Origin of the sequence: Clostridioides difficile ATCC 9689 = DSM 1296, assembly GCF_001077535.1 — a bacterium.
GTDB lineage: Bacteria > Bacillota > Clostridia > Peptostreptococcales > Peptostreptococcaceae > Clostridioides > Clostridioides difficile.
The window spans coordinates 3,570,993-3,591,692 of record NZ_CP011968.1 but is presented as its reverse complement, the minus strand read 5'-3'; the positions used below and the strand labels follow the sequence as shown (position 1 = coordinate 3,591,692).

The 20,700-nt window shown below is 28.2% G+C and carries 21 protein-coding genes; 11 read left to right on the top strand and 10 right to left on the bottom strand.

Annotated elements, in window-relative coordinates:
* The first annotated feature begins 85 nt into the window (after positions 1 to 85).
* Positions 86 to 865: an SAM-dependent methyltransferase gene (locus CDIF1296T_RS16665; RefSeq protein ID WP_003438774.1), complete on the top strand. Its 780-nt coding sequence runs from the start codon at positions 86 to 88 to the stop codon at positions 863 to 865.
* A gap of 134 nt (positions 866 to 999) precedes the next feature.
* Here CDIF1296T_RS16665 and CDIF1296T_RS16660 read toward each other — a convergent pair whose 3' ends face one another.
* From CDIF1296T_RS16660 to CDIF1296T_RS16650, 3 genes are read right to left on the bottom strand one after another with little or no spacing between them, the layout of a single operon-like run.
* Complete coding sequence (locus tag CDIF1296T_RS16660; RefSeq protein ID WP_009898346.1) at positions 1,000 to 1,650, bottom strand: flavodoxin family protein; 651 nt, start codon at positions 1,648 to 1,650, stop codon at positions 1,000 to 1,002.
* A complete protein-coding gene (locus CDIF1296T_RS16655; RefSeq protein WP_009898341.1) occupies positions 1,647 to 2,150 on the bottom strand; it encodes a flavodoxin family protein in 504 nt (167 codons plus the stop codon). The genes CDIF1296T_RS16660 and CDIF1296T_RS16655 overlap by 4 nt, the downstream gene beginning before the upstream one ends.
* A gap of 48 nt (positions 2,151 to 2,198) precedes the next feature.
* A complete protein-coding gene (locus CDIF1296T_RS16650; RefSeq protein ID WP_018112570.1) occupies positions 2,199 to 2,714 on the bottom strand; it encodes a PadR family transcriptional regulator in 516 nt (171 codons plus the stop codon).
* Positions 2,715 to 2,993: 279 nt separating this feature from the next.
* Here CDIF1296T_RS16650 and CDIF1296T_RS16645 point away from each other — a divergent pair, with 279 nt between their 5' ends.
* Positions 2,994 to 3,521: a MarR family winged helix-turn-helix transcriptional regulator gene (locus tag CDIF1296T_RS16645; RefSeq protein WP_022621700.1), complete on the top strand. Its 528-nt coding sequence runs from the start codon at positions 2,994 to 2,996 to the stop codon at positions 3,519 to 3,521.
* Positions 3,505 to 4,908, top strand: a complete 1,404-nt coding sequence (locus CDIF1296T_RS16640; RefSeq protein ID WP_009898336.1) for an MATE family efflux transporter — start codon at positions 3,505 to 3,507, stop codon at positions 4,906 to 4,908. Before CDIF1296T_RS16645 ends, CDIF1296T_RS16640 begins: the two co-directional genes overlap by 17 nt.
* 563 nt (positions 4,909 to 5,471) lie before the next feature.
* On the opposite strand, the gene CDIF1296T_RS16635 is transcribed toward CDIF1296T_RS16640, so the two are convergent.
* Both CDIF1296T_RS16635 and CDIF1296T_RS16630 read right to left on the bottom strand, forming a co-directional pair.
* Positions 5,472 to 5,783: a hypothetical protein gene (locus CDIF1296T_RS16635; protein WP_009898334.1), complete on the bottom strand. Its 312-nt coding sequence runs from the start codon at positions 5,781 to 5,783 to the stop codon at positions 5,472 to 5,474.
* A 55-nt stretch (positions 5,784 to 5,838) separates the two neighbouring features.
* Entirely contained in the window at positions 5,839 to 6,432 is a 594-nt protein-coding gene (locus CDIF1296T_RS16630) for a nitroreductase family protein (protein ID WP_003434301.1), read from the bottom strand.
* Positions 6,433 to 6,995: 563 nt separating this feature from the next.
* Here CDIF1296T_RS16630 and CDIF1296T_RS16625 point away from each other — a divergent pair.
* The 8 genes from CDIF1296T_RS16625 to CDIF1296T_RS16595 all read left to right on the top strand — a co-directional run bounded on the left by CDIF1296T_RS16625 (position 6,996) and on the right by CDIF1296T_RS16595 (position 13,249).
* Positions 6,996 to 7,226: a hypothetical protein gene (locus tag CDIF1296T_RS16625; protein WP_009891651.1), complete on the top strand. Its 231-nt coding sequence runs from the start codon at positions 6,996 to 6,998 to the stop codon at positions 7,224 to 7,226.
* A 56-nt stretch (positions 7,227 to 7,282) separates the two neighbouring features.
* Positions 7,283 to 7,933, top strand: coding sequence for a YidC/Oxa1 family membrane protein insertase (locus CDIF1296T_RS16620; RefSeq protein WP_003428030.1), 651 nt, complete (start codon positions 7,283 to 7,285; stop codon positions 7,931 to 7,933).
* 213 nt (positions 7,934 to 8,146) lie between these two features.
* Complete coding sequence (locus tag CDIF1296T_RS16615; RefSeq protein WP_009898333.1) at positions 8,147 to 8,818, top strand: response regulator transcription factor; 672 nt, start codon at positions 8,147 to 8,149, stop codon at positions 8,816 to 8,818.
* Entirely contained in the window at positions 8,815 to 9,945 is a 1,131-nt protein-coding gene (locus CDIF1296T_RS16610) for a sensor histidine kinase (RefSeq protein ID WP_009898332.1), read from the top strand. Before CDIF1296T_RS16615 ends, CDIF1296T_RS16610 begins: the two co-directional genes overlap by 4 nt.
* 289 nt (positions 9,946 to 10,234) lie before the next feature.
* Positions 10,235 to 10,363, top strand: coding sequence for a hypothetical protein (locus tag CDIF1296T_RS19915; RefSeq protein WP_009898330.1), 129 nt, complete (start codon positions 10,235 to 10,237; stop codon positions 10,361 to 10,363).
* Positions 10,360 to 11,205 (top strand): ABC transporter ATP-binding protein, encoded by an 846-nt coding sequence (locus tag CDIF1296T_RS16605; protein WP_009898328.1) that lies wholly within the window; start codon positions 10,360 to 10,362, stop codon positions 11,203 to 11,205. The genes CDIF1296T_RS19915 and CDIF1296T_RS16605 overlap by 4 nt, the downstream gene beginning before the upstream one ends.
* Positions 11,205 to 12,233 (top strand): ABC transporter permease, encoded by a 1,029-nt coding sequence (locus CDIF1296T_RS16600; protein ID WP_009898326.1) that lies wholly within the window; start codon positions 11,205 to 11,207, stop codon positions 12,231 to 12,233. Before CDIF1296T_RS16605 ends, CDIF1296T_RS16600 begins: the two co-directional genes overlap by 1 nt.
* A 2-nt stretch (positions 12,234 to 12,235) precedes the next feature.
* On the top strand, positions 12,236 to 13,249 hold the full coding sequence (locus CDIF1296T_RS16595) for an ABC transporter permease (protein WP_009898324.1): 1,014 nt from the start codon (positions 12,236 to 12,238) through the stop codon (positions 13,247 to 13,249).
* Positions 13,250 to 13,776: 527 nt separating this feature from the next.
* Here CDIF1296T_RS16595 and cme read toward each other — a convergent pair.
* The 5 genes from cme to CDIF1296T_RS16570 all read right to left on the bottom strand — a co-directional run bounded on the left by cme (position 13,777) and on the right by CDIF1296T_RS16570 (position 20,555).
* On the bottom strand, positions 13,777 to 15,027 hold the full coding sequence (gene cme / locus CDIF1296T_RS16590; RefSeq protein ID WP_003434293.1) for a multidrug efflux MFS transporter Cme: 1,251 nt from the start codon (positions 15,025 to 15,027) through the stop codon (positions 13,777 to 13,779).
* Positions 15,028 to 15,112: 85 nt separating this feature from the next.
* The gene (locus CDIF1296T_RS16585) at positions 15,113 to 15,859 is read right to left on the bottom strand and encodes a MerR family transcriptional regulator (protein ID WP_009891631.1); all 747 of its coding nucleotides are present in this window, start codon (positions 15,857 to 15,859) and stop codon (positions 15,113 to 15,115) included.
* Positions 15,860 to 16,106: 247 nt separating this feature from the next.
* Positions 16,107 to 17,129, bottom strand: coding sequence for a serine hydrolase domain-containing protein (locus CDIF1296T_RS16580; protein ID WP_003434291.1), 1,023 nt, complete (start codon positions 17,127 to 17,129; stop codon positions 16,107 to 16,109).
* Entirely contained in the window at positions 17,129 to 19,549 is a 2,421-nt protein-coding gene (locus CDIF1296T_RS16575) for an excinuclease ABC subunit UvrA (protein WP_009898319.1), read from the bottom strand. Before CDIF1296T_RS16575 ends, CDIF1296T_RS16580 begins: the two co-directional genes overlap by 1 nt.
* An 85-nt stretch (positions 19,550 to 19,634) precedes the next feature.
* Complete coding sequence (locus CDIF1296T_RS16570; protein WP_003434289.1) at positions 19,635 to 20,555, bottom strand: AraC family transcriptional regulator; 921 nt, start codon at positions 20,553 to 20,555, stop codon at positions 19,635 to 19,637.
* Positions 20,556 to 20,700 lie beyond the last annotated feature (145 nt).

Genomic DNA, 20,700 nt, shown 5'->3' with positions numbered 1-20,700 from the left:
TTTTCCACTGTTTGTAGTACCTATGAAGAAGTATATAAAATAATATTACTTTTGAATAATAATTTAAATTTTGGAGGTTGAAAAAATGAATGATACTGTAAAAGAAAAATTGGCAGAGTCACTAACTTCTGATACTACTGATATTTTACCTTATTTGCCTTATTTATTACAAGATTTTTGGGAATTAGGAAGTTCACCAGAACAAATGTTACAATTATTTAGAAAGCATATACCTTTTAATGAGGATACAAAAGTTTTGGATTTAGCTTGTGGAAAAGGTGCTGTATCTGTGAAGCTTGCAAAAGAGTTGAATATACATATCAAAGGTATTGATTTGATACCTGAATTTATTGATTATGCGAGAAGAAAGGCTATTGAATATAAGGTTGATGCTTTGTGTGATTTTGAAATGAATGATGCTAATAGTTCTGTAAAAATTGAGCACGATTATGATTGTGTGATTTTTGGAGCTGTAGGGGATATTTTAGGTAATTATAAAGAAACTATAAGTAAGCTATTACCTACAATAAAAAGTAAGGGGTTCATTTTAATTGATGATGCATATGTAGTAGATAAATCTACAAATGAACAGCTTAATTTTGAGAGGGTGTATCCCACTTACAATGAGTGGTGTATATTGTTCAAAGAATTAGGTCTGAAACTAATTGAATGTATACCATGTTTAGAACTTGAAAATGATGTTGAAGAGGAAATGAACTGGATTATAACTCGTGCAAATGAGCTAATTAAAAAATATCCTTCTCAAAAAGATATGTTTGAACAATATGTTATTAGCCAAAAAAATGAATATACTGATTTACAGCAGGACCTTGTTGGAGCAACTTGGATTTTACAAAAAGAATAAGATAAATATTAGACTAGATAATCAATGTTGTAGTGAATTATCCCATGTCTAGTGAATATAAATAACATAAAAAACCGTCAAGATGAATAGTTTATTCGTGCTTGACGGTTTTTAGTATTTGTTGAAGTAAAATTTTATTTCTTTAGTATATCACTTTTAGTCAATCCATTTGATTTAGCCTGAGTATTCCATTGATGATTCCCCATAAGTTTATATAGGAATCTAGGGAAGTTAGGTGAAATAAAAATAGTACTTTTGTTGGAATCATCTATATGTATATTATCACTAAGTATATTTTTTGAAAGTTCTTTTAATGCAATTCCTAAATCTTTTTTAGGTCCTTTACCCAAAGGTACGGATTCTAGTGAACCAAACATCTCCCCAGCTCCAATTCCAATACCTTGAACCCATGTAAAGTTGATTTTTTTACACCAATGCTCTATCATTTGAATTGCCAAATGATTATGTTCACCTTCATTGAATCCACAGTTAACTATTGCATACACTGGAATAGGTTTTTTATTTTGTGTTTTTAAAAATTTTTCACATTTCTCTAAAAAATGAAGTAAATGAGACGGAATACCATCTACATAAAGAGGAAATGCTATTATTAATCTATCACAATTAAGTATGGCATTAAGAGCGTCAGGATACTTAGATGTGCTATCTACTTTAAATGTAAAAACTTTATTATCATTTTGAATAAGTTGTTTTAATTCAGATAAAAAATACTGTGAATTATTTTTATTTACTTTTGGACTACCATTTATCATTACTATATTCATATGGATTCACCTCTTATATCCTGTATATTTTCATAGAAACAAACAGAGTGTTCTTTTATATTGAAATTTATAGCATTTCCATTTACTAATTTCGTAGCAGTTTCTTTTTCAGCTTCTGTAATACAATCTCCATAGAATATAGCTTTTAAATTTATCTGTTTATCATATCTGCTTTTATGACGCATCATATTATCTTTTATTACAAAGTATGGAAGAATATAATTAATGCTTTTATCAAGTACGTTTTTGACAAAAGGGCTAAACCCTCCGTAACAGCATCTGCTTATTATAATAATTCCATCAGATTCATTTATAAGTTTACCCATGTTGCTGTAATAATCTTTTACAACACATTCAGAAGGAGTTTTAATCCAGCAACCAAAACAACCAATACATTTATGGATTTCTTTTGTGTTTGAAAGTATTTTTATATTGTCATCAAGTTTGGGTAATAACTTTTCTAATTCTTTGTCAGTTAAATCATGTATTAAAAGCCTCATAAAGTCCATCTCCTTTTATTATGTATGTTTACTTCTAAAAATTATATCTTATAGATTTTTCAGTAAATCTTTACACCAATTAATAACAAAATTATAATAGTCAACTCCATAAATCATTGTTGCATACATATATGTATATTGGTCAACACAATGATTTTCTTCTGCATCATTTTTTTGTTTACTTAATTTATTTAGAAGTAATTCTACTTCAGTTATTAACATTTTTAAGTTTGTTTCAATTATTTCTTTGGGTAGATACTTGTAAAAGAATATATTAACAAGGTAGTCTTGCTTTGTTTTAGAAAAATTTATAGGTTTCTTTAACCATTCAAGAAATACTTCTTTACCAGTATTAGTTATGGAATATAGTTTTTTTAATTTGCTACCATCTATAACTTCGTGATAGTGTATATATCCTTTTGTTTCTAATCTTTTAAGTGCAGGATAGATACTTCCAAAGCTGGCGTCAAAAAAGTACGAGGTACTTTCTGACATTATTTGTTTTAAGTCGTATCCACTTAATTCTTTTTCCATTAAAAATCCTAAAATAATGTATTCTAACATATTACCTCCTGATATCAATTAGATATATATCGATTCGATATATTTATTATTACAGATAATAAATCTTACGTCAAGATGCTTTTTAAAATAAGCTAAAAAGAATTAGGAGTTATTGATAAATATGCAAAAAAATTAATATAAAAGGTAATTAAATATCAATGAAGATTTAAAAATAGTTAAATCAAAGTAAGAGTCTAATATATAAAATTTATAGTAACTTTATGGTTTAAATATAAACTTGTGTGCTATTGACAAAGTATAAAATTAGCAGTAAAATAATTGCATGAGCAAATAGATTATTGCGAACGCAAAAAAATAAGGACAATAAATATTAAAGGAGAGAATATGAGAGAGCTATTAAAATGGGTTTCCATTATAAATAGATACAATACAAATTATATTGACAGGAAATTGGCGGATATTGGAATCAATAATAGCCAATATTTTTATGTATTACACATATGTAATAATCCAGGTATTACACAGGACACTATATTTGAGAAAATTCTTGTGAATCCTAGTAATATAACAAGAGCTTTGGCAAATTTAGAAAAAGAAGGCTTTATAACAAGAGAACCAGGTGTAAAGGATAAAAGAACATGGCATTTATATCCTACAGAAAAATCTTTAGAATGTTATGATGAAATACTAAAAATAACAAATGGGTATGTTGAGGAGTTGTTGAGTTCATTTGAGAAAGAAGAGCAAGAGTTGTTTATGTCAATGTTAAAGAAAGTTGCATTTTTGGCTATTGATATGAATGAAGAAGCAAAATTGGAGGCGAAGGAAAATGGAAGAAAAATATAAGGAGCCATTGGAATATGAAAAGGTTTCAAAGTTATTAACTAAGTACGCAATTCCTAGTATTATAGCAATGTTAGTAAGTGCTTTATATAACATTGTTGACCAAATATTTATTGGGCAAGGTGTTGGTGTATTGGGTAATGCTGCTACAAATGTCACTTTTCCACTAACAACAATATGTACCGCAATTGCATTATTGTTAGGAATTGGAGGAGCGTCTAAGTGTTCATTGGAATTAGGTGCTAAAAATTCAGAAAAAGCTACAAAAGCAGCAGGAAATTCTATATGCTTGATGGCTGTTTTTGGAATAAGTTTATTTATAGTAGTATCAATATTTTTAACACCACTATTAAAATTCTTTGGCTCTACATCAGAAATACTACCTTATGCACACACATATACAAAAATTACATCAATTGGATTACCATTTCTTATAATGTCCACTGGAATGAGTAAGTTGATACTTGCAGATGGGAGACCAAAAGCTTCTATGTTTTGTATGTTAATAGGAGCAGTTATTAATACAATTTTGAATCCATTATTCATTTTTATTTTTAATATGGGAATTGCTGGGTCTGCTTTAGCAACTGTTATTGGGCAACTTATATCTTTTGGAATAAGTGTTCATTATATAAAGAATTTTCAACATATTAAATTACATAAGAAAAGTTTTAAATTAGATAGTATAATTTATAAACATATATTTGCGCTAGGTTCAAGCTCATGTTTTAATCAATTAGCAATGACTGTAACACAGATAGTTATGAATAATACATTGGCATATTATGGGGCTAGGTCAGTTTATGGAAGTGAGATTCCACTTGCTTGTGTCGGTATCATTATTAAAGTAAATATGATTTTTATATCTATAATTATTGGTATATCACAAGGTATGCAACCAATTATAGGGTATAATTATGGGGCTGAAAAGTATAATCGTGTAAAAGAAGCATATAAGTTTGCAGTGGGAAGTGCAACTATTATATCTGTTATTGCATTCTTATGTTTCCAATTCTTCCCAGGACAAATTACGTCTATATTTGGTAACGGAAATGAGACTTATTTTATATTTGCAGAACATTATTTTAGAACTTTCTTGTTCTTAACATTTATAAATGGTGTTCAAATAGTATCATCAACTTTCTTTACATCAATTGGTAAATCAGTGTTGGGACTTTTTACTTCTTTGACTCGTCAAATTTTATTTTTAATTCCATTGATAGTAATTTTACCAATGTTTATGGGAATTGATGGAGTAATGTTTGCAGGACCAATAGCAGATGCAGCAGCGGCAATGGTATGTATATACTTTGCAGTTCATGAAATGAAATCATTGACTATAAAGCAAAATAATTTGATGAGTAACCATAATAAGATTGCAGAGGTATAAGACAATATTTAAGAAGTATAGAAAATTAATTTAAAGAAGTATAATAAACTAATTTAGGAAGTATAGAAAATTAATCTAAAGAAGTATAATAAACTAATTTAGAAAGTATAGAAAATTAATCTAAAGAAGTGTAATAAACTAATTTAGGAAGTATAGAAAATTAATTTAAAGAAGTATAATAAACTAATTTAAGAAATATAGAAAGCTAATCTAAAGAAGTATAATAAACTAATTTAGGAAGTATAGAAAGCTAATCTAAAGAAGTATAATAAACTAATTTAGGAAGTATAGAAAGCTAATCTAAAGAAGTATAATAAACTAATTTAGGAAGTATAGAAAATTAATCTAAAGAAGTATAATAAACTAATTTAAGAAATATAGAAAATTAATTTAAAGAAATACAATACATTAATTTTTAAGTAACATTAAATTAATGTAAGTAAAATAATGTTCATATGAATATTTAAAGGTGCATTTTCTGAAGCTAAGTATATGTTGTAGAGTGTTATGTCTCTCTATCCTGTGAAGTTTAATAGCTCAAGAAAATGCACTATTTATGATGATTATTTTGTTTTATTTCCAATTTTGGAAATAACTATTCTAATTAAATCTAAAATTATACCATAAATAAGAAAAGAAAGTATAGATGCTATGTACCAATAAATCGAAATTGACCCTGTAATTGTTCTACATGGGATTTGCATACCTGAATCCATAAAAACAAAAAAACTATCAACTCTGGAAATAATAGACAAAATAGGATTTAAACCTATTAGAACAATACTTTTTGAGTCTTGACCAATTTGATGCATATAAATCTCAAATAATGCAATTAAAAAAAACCAAGATGTAAAAGATTTAATAATTTTTTTCATCAAAATACCTCACATAATATAAATTCTGTTTGCACTATTTGCTTACTACAACTATTTATCTCCATTCAGTCACATCACTTAATTGTAATCTAGGTCTTCTTGATGGTTCTTCATCAGGATAACCTAAAGATATTGCTGCCACTAATTGACTATCTGTATTTAACCATTCACATAATTCACGATATGCAAAGTATACATCACAAATCCAAAGACTACCTAGACCTAATTCCACAGCTGTAAGCGACATATTCTGAATTGCAGCTCCAATTGATTGCATATTTGCCATTTCATAGAATCGTTCTTCAGGGGATAGCTTTTCTAAAGGTGATTTACCTAATATATTTAAAATAAAAATTGTTACTGGAGCTTGTTTCATGATTTCAACTGTGTAATTTGCACCAGCGATATGTTGACGACTTCCTGGAAGAAGCCCATTATCATTAATTTCATTTTGAATACCTTTGCTCATGGCTTTAAGCATAGATTCTTTTTCCTTTTCAGTGATGACAACAAAACGCCATGGTTGCCTGTTTTTAGATGAAGGTGCATTTATTCCAGCTTCAATTATTTTCTCTATAGTTTCATGTGAAATGCTTTGATTTTTATATTTTCTGATACTTCGTCTTTTTGATATAGAATCACTTATCATTTTAAGTAACCTCCGTTTATTTTTTGGAAAAATCTATTTAATTTTTATTTTCTATTTTAATTATTTTAGCATTAATCAGAAAAAAAGTCATTGATTTTAGTATACAATTATTAATGATTATATTAAGAATTGTATCAAAAAGTATGTGATTATACTAAGGGATTATATTAAACATTATATTTAAAATTGTATGAAAGGTTGTATTTAATATTATATTGAGAGATATATATATTAGGATTTATATATATTCAGATTTATTATTATATTGAGTCTTATATTAAATTAAGGACTATAATTTGAAAATAAGCTATAAAAACTTAATATTGTTTTGTTCAGAGATAAAAAAAGAATACTTTAGGTGATTTTTATTAAAAATTAAGAGTGATAAAATTATATACTTTATAAATGTAAATATGACGAATAAAAATGATAAATATAATAATATATATATTTACATTAGGAGTTTTCTATACTATAATTATTTAAAACTAAATATAAATGTTGGAATTATTTAGGACTTGAAATTGTCTAAAAATAAATATAAGTGATGAAGAGGTGATGTGATGAGATTAGATATGGATAGTATGTTATATGTACTAATTTATATGACATTATTGGTATCTATCATTGGAAGTATATTTTATTTTTGTAAAGACCTCTTAAATCATAAAATTAAGTATGTTTTAATAAGAGACATATTTGTAAATAGAATTACATATTCTGAAGAACGGTTGCCTAAACAGTATATAGTTTTTCAGAAATATGATATTTGGAGGTATTGTAGTTTGTTTTAATTTGAAATGAATCTATTATAAATTCTAAAGTTTAAAAATAAAAAGGAGAGAATAAAATGGATTTCATTTCAAGTATATTGCAAGGATTATTAAGTATATTATTTAATTTTACAGGTGATTTTGGAATTTCTATTGTACTTATAACTTTAATAGTTAAATTAGTACTTATGCCACTATCATTAAAACAAAGATTTTCTGTAAAAAAACAGCAAGAATTAGCTGAAAAAATGGAACATATAAAAGAAAAGTATAAGAATGATACTAAAGAATTGGAAAAGCAAATACAAGTAAGTTCTGTAGAAAGTATGAAGAGTATGCTGGGATGTCTTATAGTTTTGGTTCAAATGCCAGTAGTATATGCTTTATATCATGTATGTTTAGATATGACAAAGGAATTTACAACAATTATAATTCCATGGATTGCTAATTTAGGTACATTTGATAATTTGTTTATATTACCTTGTATATATACATTAATTATGTTAGCTTCAAATTTAGTGAATTATATACCATATTTAAAAATAAATTCTCAAGTAAAGTTTAACAAACAAATGGCTGTGGTGACTACCATAACAAGTCTTATACTAACTGTTAGAACTCCAGTAGCCATAGGTCTGTACTTTATAACAAGTGCAATTTATTCATTAATTGAAGATATTTGTTTTAGAATATATTTTAATCGAAAAAATAGAATAGTGACAAAATAATATAATTATTATTAGAAATATTTTAGCCTGCTAACATAGAAAAAGTTAGTAGGCTATTTTTATCTATGATATCAATTCCATTAAGAATAGTCTAAAAAATACTATCAAAATGCTATAAAAAATACTATCAAAATACTATAAAAAAATAGTTGAAAAATAAATAAATTAATATAAACTAAAATAAAGCCTACAAAAAAGAGGTGATAAATAGAAATGGCTAAAATACTAATTGTAGAAGATGAAAAAAGGATGCAAAGTATTATTGTAGAATATATGCAAAAGGGAGGATATACTTGTATAACTGCTGATGATGGAGTCGAGGCACTTACAATATTAAAGAGCAACAATATAGATTTAATGATATTGGATATTATGATGCCGTATTTAGATGGATTTTCAGTGTGTAGAGTTTCACGTGAAATGACTAATATACCTATTATTATATTGACAGCTAAAGGTGAAGAGGAGGACAAATTAAAGGGTTATGAATATGGCGCAGATGATTATATAACAAAACCATTTAGCCCCAAAGTACTTTTAGCAAAAGTTAATGCCTTGTTACGTAGATACACTACTGATATTCCCAAAAATTCATTGAGTTTAGGAAAGATTTTTATTATGGTAGCATCAAGGCAAGTGTATGTAGAAGATAAATTGATTGATTTAACATATAAAGAATTTGAATTATTGCGTTTATTTATGGAAAACCCTAATCAAGTTTTTTCCAGAGAGAAACTTTTAAATTGTATATGGGGATATGATTTTGAAGGAAACACACGAACTGTAGATACACATATAAAAACCTTACGCAAAAAGCTTGGTAGTGAAGGACACCATATAGTTACATTAATTCGTTCAGGATATAAGTTTGAGGTTAAGGAATGAATAGTTTAAGAAAGATTATAGAAAAACTGAAAAATGTAGATATTTCAAATTGGATTAAACAAAATTTTGGACTATATTCAGTTAGAAAAAAAGTGTTTTTACTTTCTAAATTATCAGGAGCGTTAATTATATTATTTTATCTGGTTGTTGAAGAATTTTCGATAAACTCTAAATTTGAATTTTGGATTTGGTTTATAATACTGGTTATATTTATTATGAGTATTGATTTCTTATTGGGAAAATTTATTTCAGAACCAATCACATCTATAAATAAATCTGCAAAAAGTATGTCCCAACTTGATTTTTCTAATCCATGTACTGTAAATACTAATGATGAATTTGGAGAACTTTCTAGGAGCCTGAATACAATGTCTACAAATCTACAACAGGCATTATCAGACCTAGAAAGTGCAAATATTCAACTTGAAAAGGATGTAAATAAGGAAAGAATGCTATTGGAACAAAGAAAGGAGTTGGTAGATACAATTTCACATGAAATGAAGACTCCACTTGGCATTATACGTGCGTATACAGAGGGGCTTATGGATGAAGTTGATGAAGAAAAAAAGAAAAATTATATGAATGTTATAATAGAAGAAACTGATAGAATGAACAATATGATTGTATCATTATTAGACTTATCTGCATTGGAAGCAGGAGTTTCTAAACTTAACCCAGAGCGTTTTGATTTTATAGAGTTTGTTGAAACTGTGGCAGGTCGTCTTTTAATTGATATACCAGATGCCAATTTTTATTTTACATATGATTTGCCAGAGTATGAAGTTTTTGTAGTGGCAGATAAAATAAGAATGGAACAAGTAGTAGAGAATCTAATTATTAATGCAAAGAAGCATGTTGTATATAATGGTAATTTAGATTTATCGATTACATGTGAAAATGGCTTGCTTTTATTTAAAATTTATAATGATGGTAGGATTATAGAGCAAGATGAGATTTCAAAGATTTGGTCTAAGTTTTATCGTAGTGTTCAATCTCAGCGTACAGGAGGTTCAGGTCTAGGGCTTGCAATTGTTTCACAAATACTTACAATGCAAGGGTTAGAATATGGAGTGAATAATCGTGATAGAGGAGTAGAGTTTTATTTTATGATTCCAATTGATGAATAATTTAGTATTAATTTATAAATTATAAGTATCTGATGTAAAATATTTTTCTTTGTAGACAATAGATATCTAAAGAGAATAAAATAAAAAAGTCTAATAAAAAAATTTAATAAAAAGCTTAATGAGAAGTCTTGTTTTCCTGATGAAAACAAGATTTTTTATTAAGCTTTTTATTATTTCACTTCGATTTCACAAGAGAGACACTTTGATTTCACCAAATAGAAATAAAATAAGTTAAATAAATTAAAAAAATATAAGAAGTAATTAAATACGCTTACAAGGGGGGGCACTTATGAAATGGTATACATGGTTGACTATTATATTGATAATATTGGTTTCTATTCCGCTTAAAATTAAATTTATAAAATGGTGGGATAGACGACAAAAAGAAAAAAATAATGAAGGAGGCTATGATAGATGATAAAAGTAGAAGAGTTGAAATTTTCTTATGGAAAAGATAAACAGATATTGCATGGACTTAATTTTGAAGTAAAAGAAGGAGAAATATTTGGATTTCTTGGACCTAATGGTTCAGGAAAATCCACAACACAAAAAATCTTAAATGGTGTTTTAAAAGGTTACAATGGTCATGTATCCATTTTTGGTAAGGAAGTTAAAGCATACACAGAATCTTTATATCAAAAGATTGGTGTTTTATTTGAATTTCCTTATTTATATACCAATTTAAGTGCAATTGATAATTTAGAATATTTTTCGTCTTTTTATCCTAAAAATCAAAGGAGAGATATATATGAACTCTTAGATTTGTTAGAGTTTAAGAAAGAGTTTATAAATAAGCCTGTATCATCCTACTCAAAAGGTATGAAGCAACGTATTAGTATGGCAAGAGCATTGGTAAGTAATCCAAAGTTGTTATTTTTAGATGAGCCTACTAGTGGACTTGACCCATCTGGAGCTGTACTATTTCGTAAGATTATTGAAGAAGAACGAAAAAAAGGAACAACTATCTTTTTGACTACTCATAATATGCTAGATGCAGATTTAATGTGTAACAATGTGGCTTTTATTGCAGATGGAAAGATTATGGTAATAGATAAACCCAAAAATTTAAAAATGAAAAATAGCAATAATAAAGTTGAAGTGGAATTTGTATATAATGGAAATCGAGATATTGAAATTGTAGATATACAAGAGTTAGAATCTGGAATAACTTTTAAATATGATGAAATCTTAAGTGTACATTCAAAAGAACCTACACTAGAAGAAGTTTTTATTAAATACACAGGAAGGATGTTAGTGTAATGTACTCTAAATTTTTTACCTTAGTAAAAAAAGAGTTTTGGATGATGATTTATGGTAAATTTTTTGTGCTGACACTTGGCTCTCTCATACTTTATTCGTGTTATATTAATTTTGGTTATGTAAAGTTTATGGATGAAGATAGTTATCACAATAATGTATATCTATATAATCCAGAGAATATAAGCATGAGTGCATCTCCATTAATTAATCAAGTTTCTTCTATAGGTGAATTAAAAGCAAAACTTGATGAAGATACAAGTGCAGTTTGTATTGATATGAGTTCCAGTAAGCCGAAAGTAATTTTACATGAAAGTATTAAAGGAGTTGACGATTATAGAGCTGACTATGCATTGTCATTATTATCATCAGAAAAAGACCATAATAGCAAAATATCAGACAACAATGCAATAATTCAAATTAATGATAAGGATACATCTGAGATAAAACAAAGAAAAGACATGACTTGTGAGATTTTATTCTTTGAAATTGTAGCTATTGGATTTTTAGGGATTGCCTCTTTATTATTTAAAGAAAAGCAGATGGGAGTAATGCGTATTACTGGTATTTTACCTGTAAAAAGAAGTCTTTTTATATTATCAAAGATATTTGCTTTTTTGATATGTGACCTATGTTTTACAGTTCTTTTAGTAGTATTTAATATTGGATTTTTTGAAGGAATAAAAATACTTCCACAAGTATTAGTTCAAGCTAGTATTTTATCAATTATTATGTCTTTGATTGGAATAGGATGCTCAATGTTATTGAGAGATTTTAAGCAATTTTCTCTTATATATCTTGTGGTTGCTGTATTCATAACTACACCTATATTTCTATCTGCAAATACATCTTTTGAAATAGATTGGATTAAATATCATCCCTTCTATCATGTTTATAGTCAGCTTAAAAATGCGTTTTTCATGAATTTTTCAAAAGAATTAGTTTATTTTGTAGTGTGTTCTTTGACAATAATAGTTCTATTTTTACTTGTAAAATATATTTTTAATAAAGAGTTGGTTAGGGAGGGATAATCTTGATAGGATTACGTTACCAGTTAAAGAGTATAAAAAAAGATAAAATGTGTATAATTTCCTTCTTTTTACCAGTTGTTATGGCGATTTTAATAAATTTTATGGGAACAATTGATATATCTTCATTAGGGGAGATACGTTTTGGTATAGTGAAGGATACACTTCCTGTACAAACAGAGCAGTGGTTGAAGAAGTATGGTATGGTAAGTGTATATGACACAAAAATGCATTTAATACGTGAAATTAAGGATATTAAAACGGACACAATTGGAGTTGTTAGAGATGGTAAAGGGATAAAAACTGTGCTTTATGGAAATGAGATTAATGCTATAAAAAATGTTGGAAAGACATTGCCAGAGATGTTTAGACTAAAGGGTGATTTAAAAGATGTTGAGGTTACAATATTGCCTAAAGATAGTATTTTAAAAGAGTTTCAAAATGTTTTTATTGCCATGATTTTAATTACTGCTATGTTTATGGGATGCACCTTTAATGCAATGAATATTATATCTGAAAAAGAAGATGGAATATCATTTATAAATGAAGTTTTGCCACAGAGTAGAAGTCAGTATATTATACAAAAAGTATTTTTGGGTCTTTTATGTGGGTGTTTATCTTCAATGATAACTGTATTTATATGTTTGGATATTTCAATATTAGATATGATAATGATGTTGTTACTCGTTGTATTTTCAGCATTTATTTCATCACTTATAGGTTTATTTATTGGAAAGTTGTCAGAAGGTCTTATGGTAGGAATTGTTTATATTAAAATAGTAATGATTTTATTTATAGGTACTCCTTTGTTAATATATCTTCTAGGGGTTAATACCAGTGGTATAGGGAATTTATGCTATATAATGCCTTCAGTTGCTACATTTAATGGTATTATGGAGATTATTAATGGTAATGTCATTATTATCAAAGATATTGTAATTTTGGCTGTACATTGTGTAGTATGGTTTATGATATATATTATTTTAGATAAAAAAAGAAAGTTATCTTTTAGTAGATAACTCAGTATAATTATAATTGGGACAATTTAATAGGTGATTTAATATACTTTGTATAGTGTAATTTATGTAGTGCAATTTGTATACTTTAATTTATGTAGTGTAATAGTTAGTTTTATTTTATAATTATTCAATATAATTTAGTAAGAAGTTCAGTACAATTAGAGCTACTTAGTGGAAAACTTAATAGGTACTTAAACTATATAAATACTTTATTTTCCTCCATTTGTACTATAAATTTAATTTATGATATAAATGGAGGTATTATTATATGATTTGATAAATTTCATCATTATAACCTACAAGTAAAGGTATTATTATATAAAGTTAATAAAGATAGTATCAAAATATTATTTGCTATAAAGAGAGGGACTCAAAATAAAGATAAACCTATTTTTCAATGTTGAAATGATAAAATATATTTAATTTCATATAAAAAATTTTCTTCATAAATTAAAAAGTCCATTTTAAGCCCCCCTCAGCCCCCCTCATTTTTAACCAGATAAATCGAGTTAAACTATTTAAATATATTACTCGGATTCATTTGACTTAGATATTCCTTGCTTGTAAAATTGTTTTGAATAGGGGATAGCCAAAGCAAAAAATAAAAGTATAATCCCTGCTATGATTATTAAATTATTAATAGAAATTACATCTGCCATTGGTCCGAAAATCATCATACCAAGAGGAATAAAACCAGTATATATAATAATAGGTAAGCTAAGAACTCGACCTAGCATTTGTGGTGCTACATGCTCTTGCAACATAGTCATAGCTGATGCTTGAATAATTGGAATTGAAAAATTCGTAAAAAACATAAATATAAAAAATTGCCAAGCTTGTGTTACAAGACCTAGAATAATTGAAAAAATAGCATAGGATAATATTGCTAGAAAAAAGGTCTTATTTCTATTTTTAAAACCACCAAAAACTCCTATAATCAATCCACCTAAAACCATACCTAAAAATCCAATCATTTCAATAATAGACAGGTATATATAACCCTTGCCAAATGTTCGTTCAATAAGAAGTCCTATAAGAAATCCTGATGGAACACAAAGAAGCATGAATGCTCCATAAGTAAAAAGCACTTTTCTAATGAACTTATCTGAAAAACAGTACTTTATCCCTGATACCATATCTGCAAAAAATGAGACTTTTTCAGTTTGTTTTGGTATATCATGTTTAGGAATTTTGATGAATATCAATAATACAATAGCAATAATTGCAGTAAATACATCAATTAAAAGAACTTGATTTATTTTATTACCAAATCCAAGTATTGCAGCAGCTACAATAGGAACTATAAATTGTACTATAGATTGTAGGCTACTATTTATACCATTAAAACGCATTAAATGTTCTTCTGGTACAAGTTGAGGAATCATTGCGTTTACAGCAGGTGTTTGTACACCACTTCCTAGTGAACGTATAACAGATATTACTGATATGGCTATTAATTCACTTGTTGTGCCATTTGATGACATCATAAATAGAATTAGAACTAATGTAGATATAGCAATTGTTGAATCTGATACAATTATGAGTACCTTTCGATTGTAGTAGTCTGCCCATACACCAGCAAAAAAAGAAATTATCATTTGAGGTATAAAGGAGCATACAGTTAAAACTGTTACCCATACACCTGATGATGTCTGAAGTGTGACATACCATATCATTGCCATTTGTACAAGTGATGAGCCAAATAAGGAAATATATTGACTTGCTAAAAAAAGAATGACTTTTTTCTTCCATGTAGAATTAGTATTTTTGTTTTCCATCCTATTCCTCCTTTGATTTGTGTGTTGAATTTTTCTTGCTCTTAAGGATAACACACAAATCAAAGTCTGGAGTTAGAGTGGAGGGCTAGGAAAATTGTTTTTTCATAATTTGAAGATGAGATTTCATGGTTTTTGCATTATGTTCAGCTTCTTTCAATGAAGTTATCAGTTTGTCACACACTGAGATAATTTCGTCATCATCTTTTGGAGTGTCAAGGACAGTTTTAATATTAGTATTAGGATTAGAAGATAAAGCATTTAACATTCGTAAAATAGCTGAAAGAGAATAATTTGCACAACGAAGTGCGCTTATAATTTTAAGTCGTTTTATATCTTCATCAGTATATACACGATAACCATTTTGTTTTCTTTTTACTTTTAACAAACCATTCATTTCCCAATTTCTTAAAGTATCTATTGTAACATTTAAGTGTTCTGCAGTTTCTTTTCTAGTTAAAAAGAGTTTATTTGTTTCTGGAGTATTTCCATTTAAAATCTGTGCAACAATAGTAAGTGCTTCCTCGGCATTAGATTTTTCTATTTCTAATTGTTGCAAGTATTGATTTACAAGACTAATAGCCTTATCAAAGTCCCTATTCGCTGATGTTCTTACAATCTCAAGGGCATCTTTTCTTAATCCCCTTTGTACCACTTCAATTTTCAAGGCTGTACGAGCAAATCTAAATTGTTCTATATGAAAATCATTAAAGATACGATAACCATTGGTATTACGCTTAGGTTTAGGTATTAAGTTTAGTTCTTCATATAAACGTACTGTATTAGGATGTACACCAATTAAATCTGCTACCTCTGATGTCGTGTAAGTGTCCATTAGTATTCAACTCCTTTTAGATATATAGTATTAGTCATAATAACACCAAACAAAAGTCTGGTGTTATAATGGAGGGTTTGGCTATCTAAGAGTAATTAGTTTATGAAAGAGTAATTAGTTTATGAAAGAGTAATTAGTTTATGAAAGAGTAATTAGTTTATGAAAGAGTAATTAGTTTATGAAAGAGTAATTAGTTTATGAAAGAGTAATTAGTTTATGAAAGAGTAATTAATCTATGAAAGAGTAATTAATCTATTATAGAAGTAAGTATATATTTTTCAATAAACTCCCATCTATCACGAGGTTTAAACACTATTTTAGATGGTATGGCTATTACTAAGTCATATTGTGGAATACAACAAATAGCATTTCCTCCAGTTCCCATTGCTGAATACCACAAAACACCATCTTTTTTACATAGCCACCACAGATAACCGTATTCATTACTATTCATTTTAACTGATTCTTCAATCCACGATTTAGATATAATACGTTTATTATTCCAAATACCATCATTTAAATACAGAAAACCAAATCGCAACATATCTCTAGCACTCAATGTAAGTCCCCAGCCACCTATAGAATAACCCTGTCTATCTTTTGCCCAACCCTTAAGATTTTTTCCAAAGAAATCTTCAAAACCAAAATCTTTCATATCATAATCTGGTATAACTTTCATACCAATAGGTTTAAATAAGTATTCATTAGCAAATTCACGAGCAGATTTTCCAGTAGTTTTTGTTATAATAGCTGAAAGTAGGTGCGTTCCAGCTGAAGAATATTTGAAAGTACCAATTTCGCCTTTTTGACCAAGTTGATTCAAGGTATATTTTATCCAATCTTTTTGTTTGCAAAGTCTTTCTAAAGACTCAGTCATATTTTTAAAAGGGTATGGTGCAGTCATTGTAAGTAGGTGACGTATAGTTACTGCTTTTTTACATATTTCAGAAGGACTACAAGTATATTCAGGAAAAAAATCAACAACCTTTTGGTCAACATCTTTTATATATCCTTTATCTATTGCAATACCTATTAAGGCTGATATAATACTTTTTGTAACTGATGCAACATGAAAAGTATCATCAGCATTATATCCATTATAGTACTTTTCAAAGACAATTTTTCCTTTTCTTGCAATAATTATACCATTTATATTGCTATATTGTGAGATTATTAAAGGTTCAAGTTGTGAAAGCTTTTCTGAACTCATACCAACACTTGAAGGATCTACTTTTTCAAAAATTAAGTCTAAGCAATTGTTTTTATTCATTAAAGATACCTCCCTGTTATAGATTTTGGATTTTCTTTTAGAGCTTTTGGAGAACCTTCTGCAATTATATAACCTCCTTTGTCACCACCTTCTGGACCAAGCTCAACAATCCAGTCACAAACATTTAATACATCTATATCATGTTCAACAACAATTACAGAATTTCCATTTTCAACCAATTCATCTAATAATTGAATCAACTTAGAAGTATCATATAGACTTAGACCAGTAGTTGGCTCATCCAATACATAAAGGATATTACCATTTCGTTTTTTACCAATTTCTTTTGCAAGTTTGATTCTTTGGGATTCACCACCACTTAAAGTTGGTGTAGGTTGGCCTAATTTTATATACCCCATACCTATTTGTTCTAATACATTTAAGTGTGAAACAATATTTGGAATATCCTTGAAGAAATATACAGATTCAGAAACACTCATATTTAAAATATCATGTATATTTTTATTTTTATATTTAATAGATAAAGATTCATCATTAAATCTTTTTCCCTGACATTCACTGCATATATGGTCTATACTTAGATTATTTCCCAACCAGACCTTTTCATATCCACTACCACTACATTTAGGACAAGCACCTTTGGAGTTAAATGAGAAATGACCAGCTGTAAATCCTCGTTCTAACGATTTTGGCTGACCTGCAAATAGTGTACGTATCTTATCCCATATACCAATATAAGAAGCAGGAGTTGAGTTCATATTTTTGCCAATAGGAGATTGGGATATCTCTGAATATCCAGAAATATGTTTAGTACCAATCAGTCTATCTGCAATAGTTTCAACAACTGCATAATCGTCTTCCTCACCTATTTCACTCTCTGAAGAATTTATTTGATTATTGATAGTATGGTTATTAAATTGGCTTCTAAGAAGAGGAAGTAGGGTGTCTGATATAAGTGAACTCTTGCCACTACCTGATTTTCCAGATATTCCAACCATAGCACTCAAAGGTAATGATACAGTTACATTTTTAAGATTATTTGTATTTGCATTTTGAATAGTTATACAAGGTATTTTATCAGTATGTGTAATATTTTTATTGCTTGTTCTATTAGGCATTGGATATTTTCCAGATAGATACTGCCCAGTAAGTGATTTGTTGGATTGAAGTAGACCTTCTAAATCTCCTTGATATACTAATTGACCACCTTCAACACCAGCTTTTGGACCAATATCAATAATATGTTCTGCCATTTTAATTGTGTTTTTATCATGCTCAACTACTATGACCGTATTGCCTAAATCTTTAAGTTTCTTTATTGATTTTAAGATGTCTATTTTTTCTGATTCATGCAATCCAGCTGTTGGTTCATCAAGCACATAAATTAATGAGTCCATCTCTGAATCGAGATGTGAATTTAAAAATAGTCTTTGCATTTCCCCACCACTCAAAGTTGACATTTCTCGGTATAAGGATAGATGACCTAATCGTGATTCTATTAAATGTTGAGTTTTGGATAAAATATCATTTACAAGATTTGTACCAAATGTGTTTAAATTACCTTGATTTATTAAGAGTTTAAGGAAATCATCAATTTCTAAAATCGTCATTTTTCCAAGTTCTCCAATATGTTTTCCGTTTAAAAGTACTCTACGTGCTTCTTCACCAATTTTAAAACCATTACAATCTGAACAGGCAGTCATAGTATAAACTCCATTTAAATCTTCGCCCCTTTTGTAACGATTGTGAAATACCTTTGATAAAGAGGAACTTTTTTTACCATTTTCATAATGACCATAGAGTACTTCATTTCTTATTTCTTCAGGTAGTTGTAAGAATTGTATGTCTAAATAATCGTTGAATTTTTTAGAAAATACTCTCAAATATCCTGGTGTAATCTTTGCTCTATCTAAGACTTGTTTTAGGGTGTCATGCTTATCAAGGACTAATTTTTCAATATTAATCTCAAAATATGCACCATGTCCAGAGCACTTCATACACATTCCATCTGAAGAGTTGTATGAGAAATAACTTGGTCTTAATCGTTCTTCCTCATATCCACAATTATTGCAAATTAGATTATCGCTTACAGGAGTATCACACATAGTACACATTATTTGACCTTCCACTGAATACAATAGTGTAAGCATGTTGAGAATATTGGTTCTTGTGCCTACTGTTGAACGAGGATTGCTCTGGCGAATAATATTTTGTTGAACAGCTATAGTGGGAGCTAAACCTTGAATATTATCAAACTTATCTTCACTATCAATACCTGCAAGTATACCTAAAGATTGCAGATATTGTTTACGCCCTTCCTCAAATACAATGTCAAACATAAGGCTAGACTTACCTGAGCCACTGACACCTGTTGCAACAACAAGCTTATCTTTGGGGATAGAAACATCTATATTTTTAAGATTGTGTATCTTTGCTCCATTAATTTTTATTTCTTTCATTGGTTCACCTCATTTTATCAATTTTATCAAACCGTAAAATAGGGATATATTAATCCTTAATACAAGAATAGATTAGGTGAGGTTATTAAAAAGGTTCTATAGGTAAATATATATCGACCAAGTGTCTATTTTGAGGGTGATTGTGTGGGTTGTTAAGATATACTTCAAAAGGGAAGGAGGCACGTAGCTTATAATTACCATTTGATAGCCATTCATTATACATAAAATCCCACGCATCACTATATTCAGATTTTGAAATATCAAAATGTCCCACAAGATATTTTCCAGAAGGTATTATCATATTGCCAAGATTGTCATTCTCTTTGACAACTATGTTATCTGGAATAGTCATGCAAATACTAGTCCTTAATTGATGCTCCTGTGTAAATTGTGGATTATCATGATAAATGGCTAATATTTGTGTGTTTTCAAGTCCAAGTAGATTCTGCTCACTTGCATATGTGAATAACCGTTCTAAAAGTTTTGGGAAAGTACTGGTTAGATTACCATATGAACCAGTATACCTAGTGTAAATAGTATTCATATTATCAAGTTCTAGAATTTCAATTTCACCTTTAACCTCTCTAGTATTCTTACATTTAGGTTTTGATATGCTTCTATTGTACTGAGAAATTTTATATGGTTCTTTGCAATTCTTGCTATAATTGTTTCTATATTTTATAGGGCTTATTTTATAGTAATTTTTAAATGCTCTCGAGAAAACTGCTGAATCAGTAAAGCCAAAGTAGTGTGCAATATCAGTAACAGTCATGTCAGTTCTATGAATAAGAAAAGCAGTTGCATTTTCTAGTTTTAGCCTATTTACATACTGTGCCAAAGTTTCTTTTTCTATTGCTTTGAAGATTCTATGAAAATGAAATTTTGAAAAACCTGCTATATTAGAAAGTTCATCAAGAGAAAGAGGTTCATGTAAATGTTCTTCTATATAGTCTTGCACTTTGCAAATACGATTTAGATATTCTTTTTTACTTTTAGCATTTGTCATATATAGCCCTCCTTATTGTGTAAAATGTGTATCAATTAATTTATAGCAATATAGTAATAAAATTTTATGTTTTTGTAATTTATGATAAATAAGATAGCGTTTAATTTTTTATAATTGATAAAAGATATAAGATGCCTTATATTTG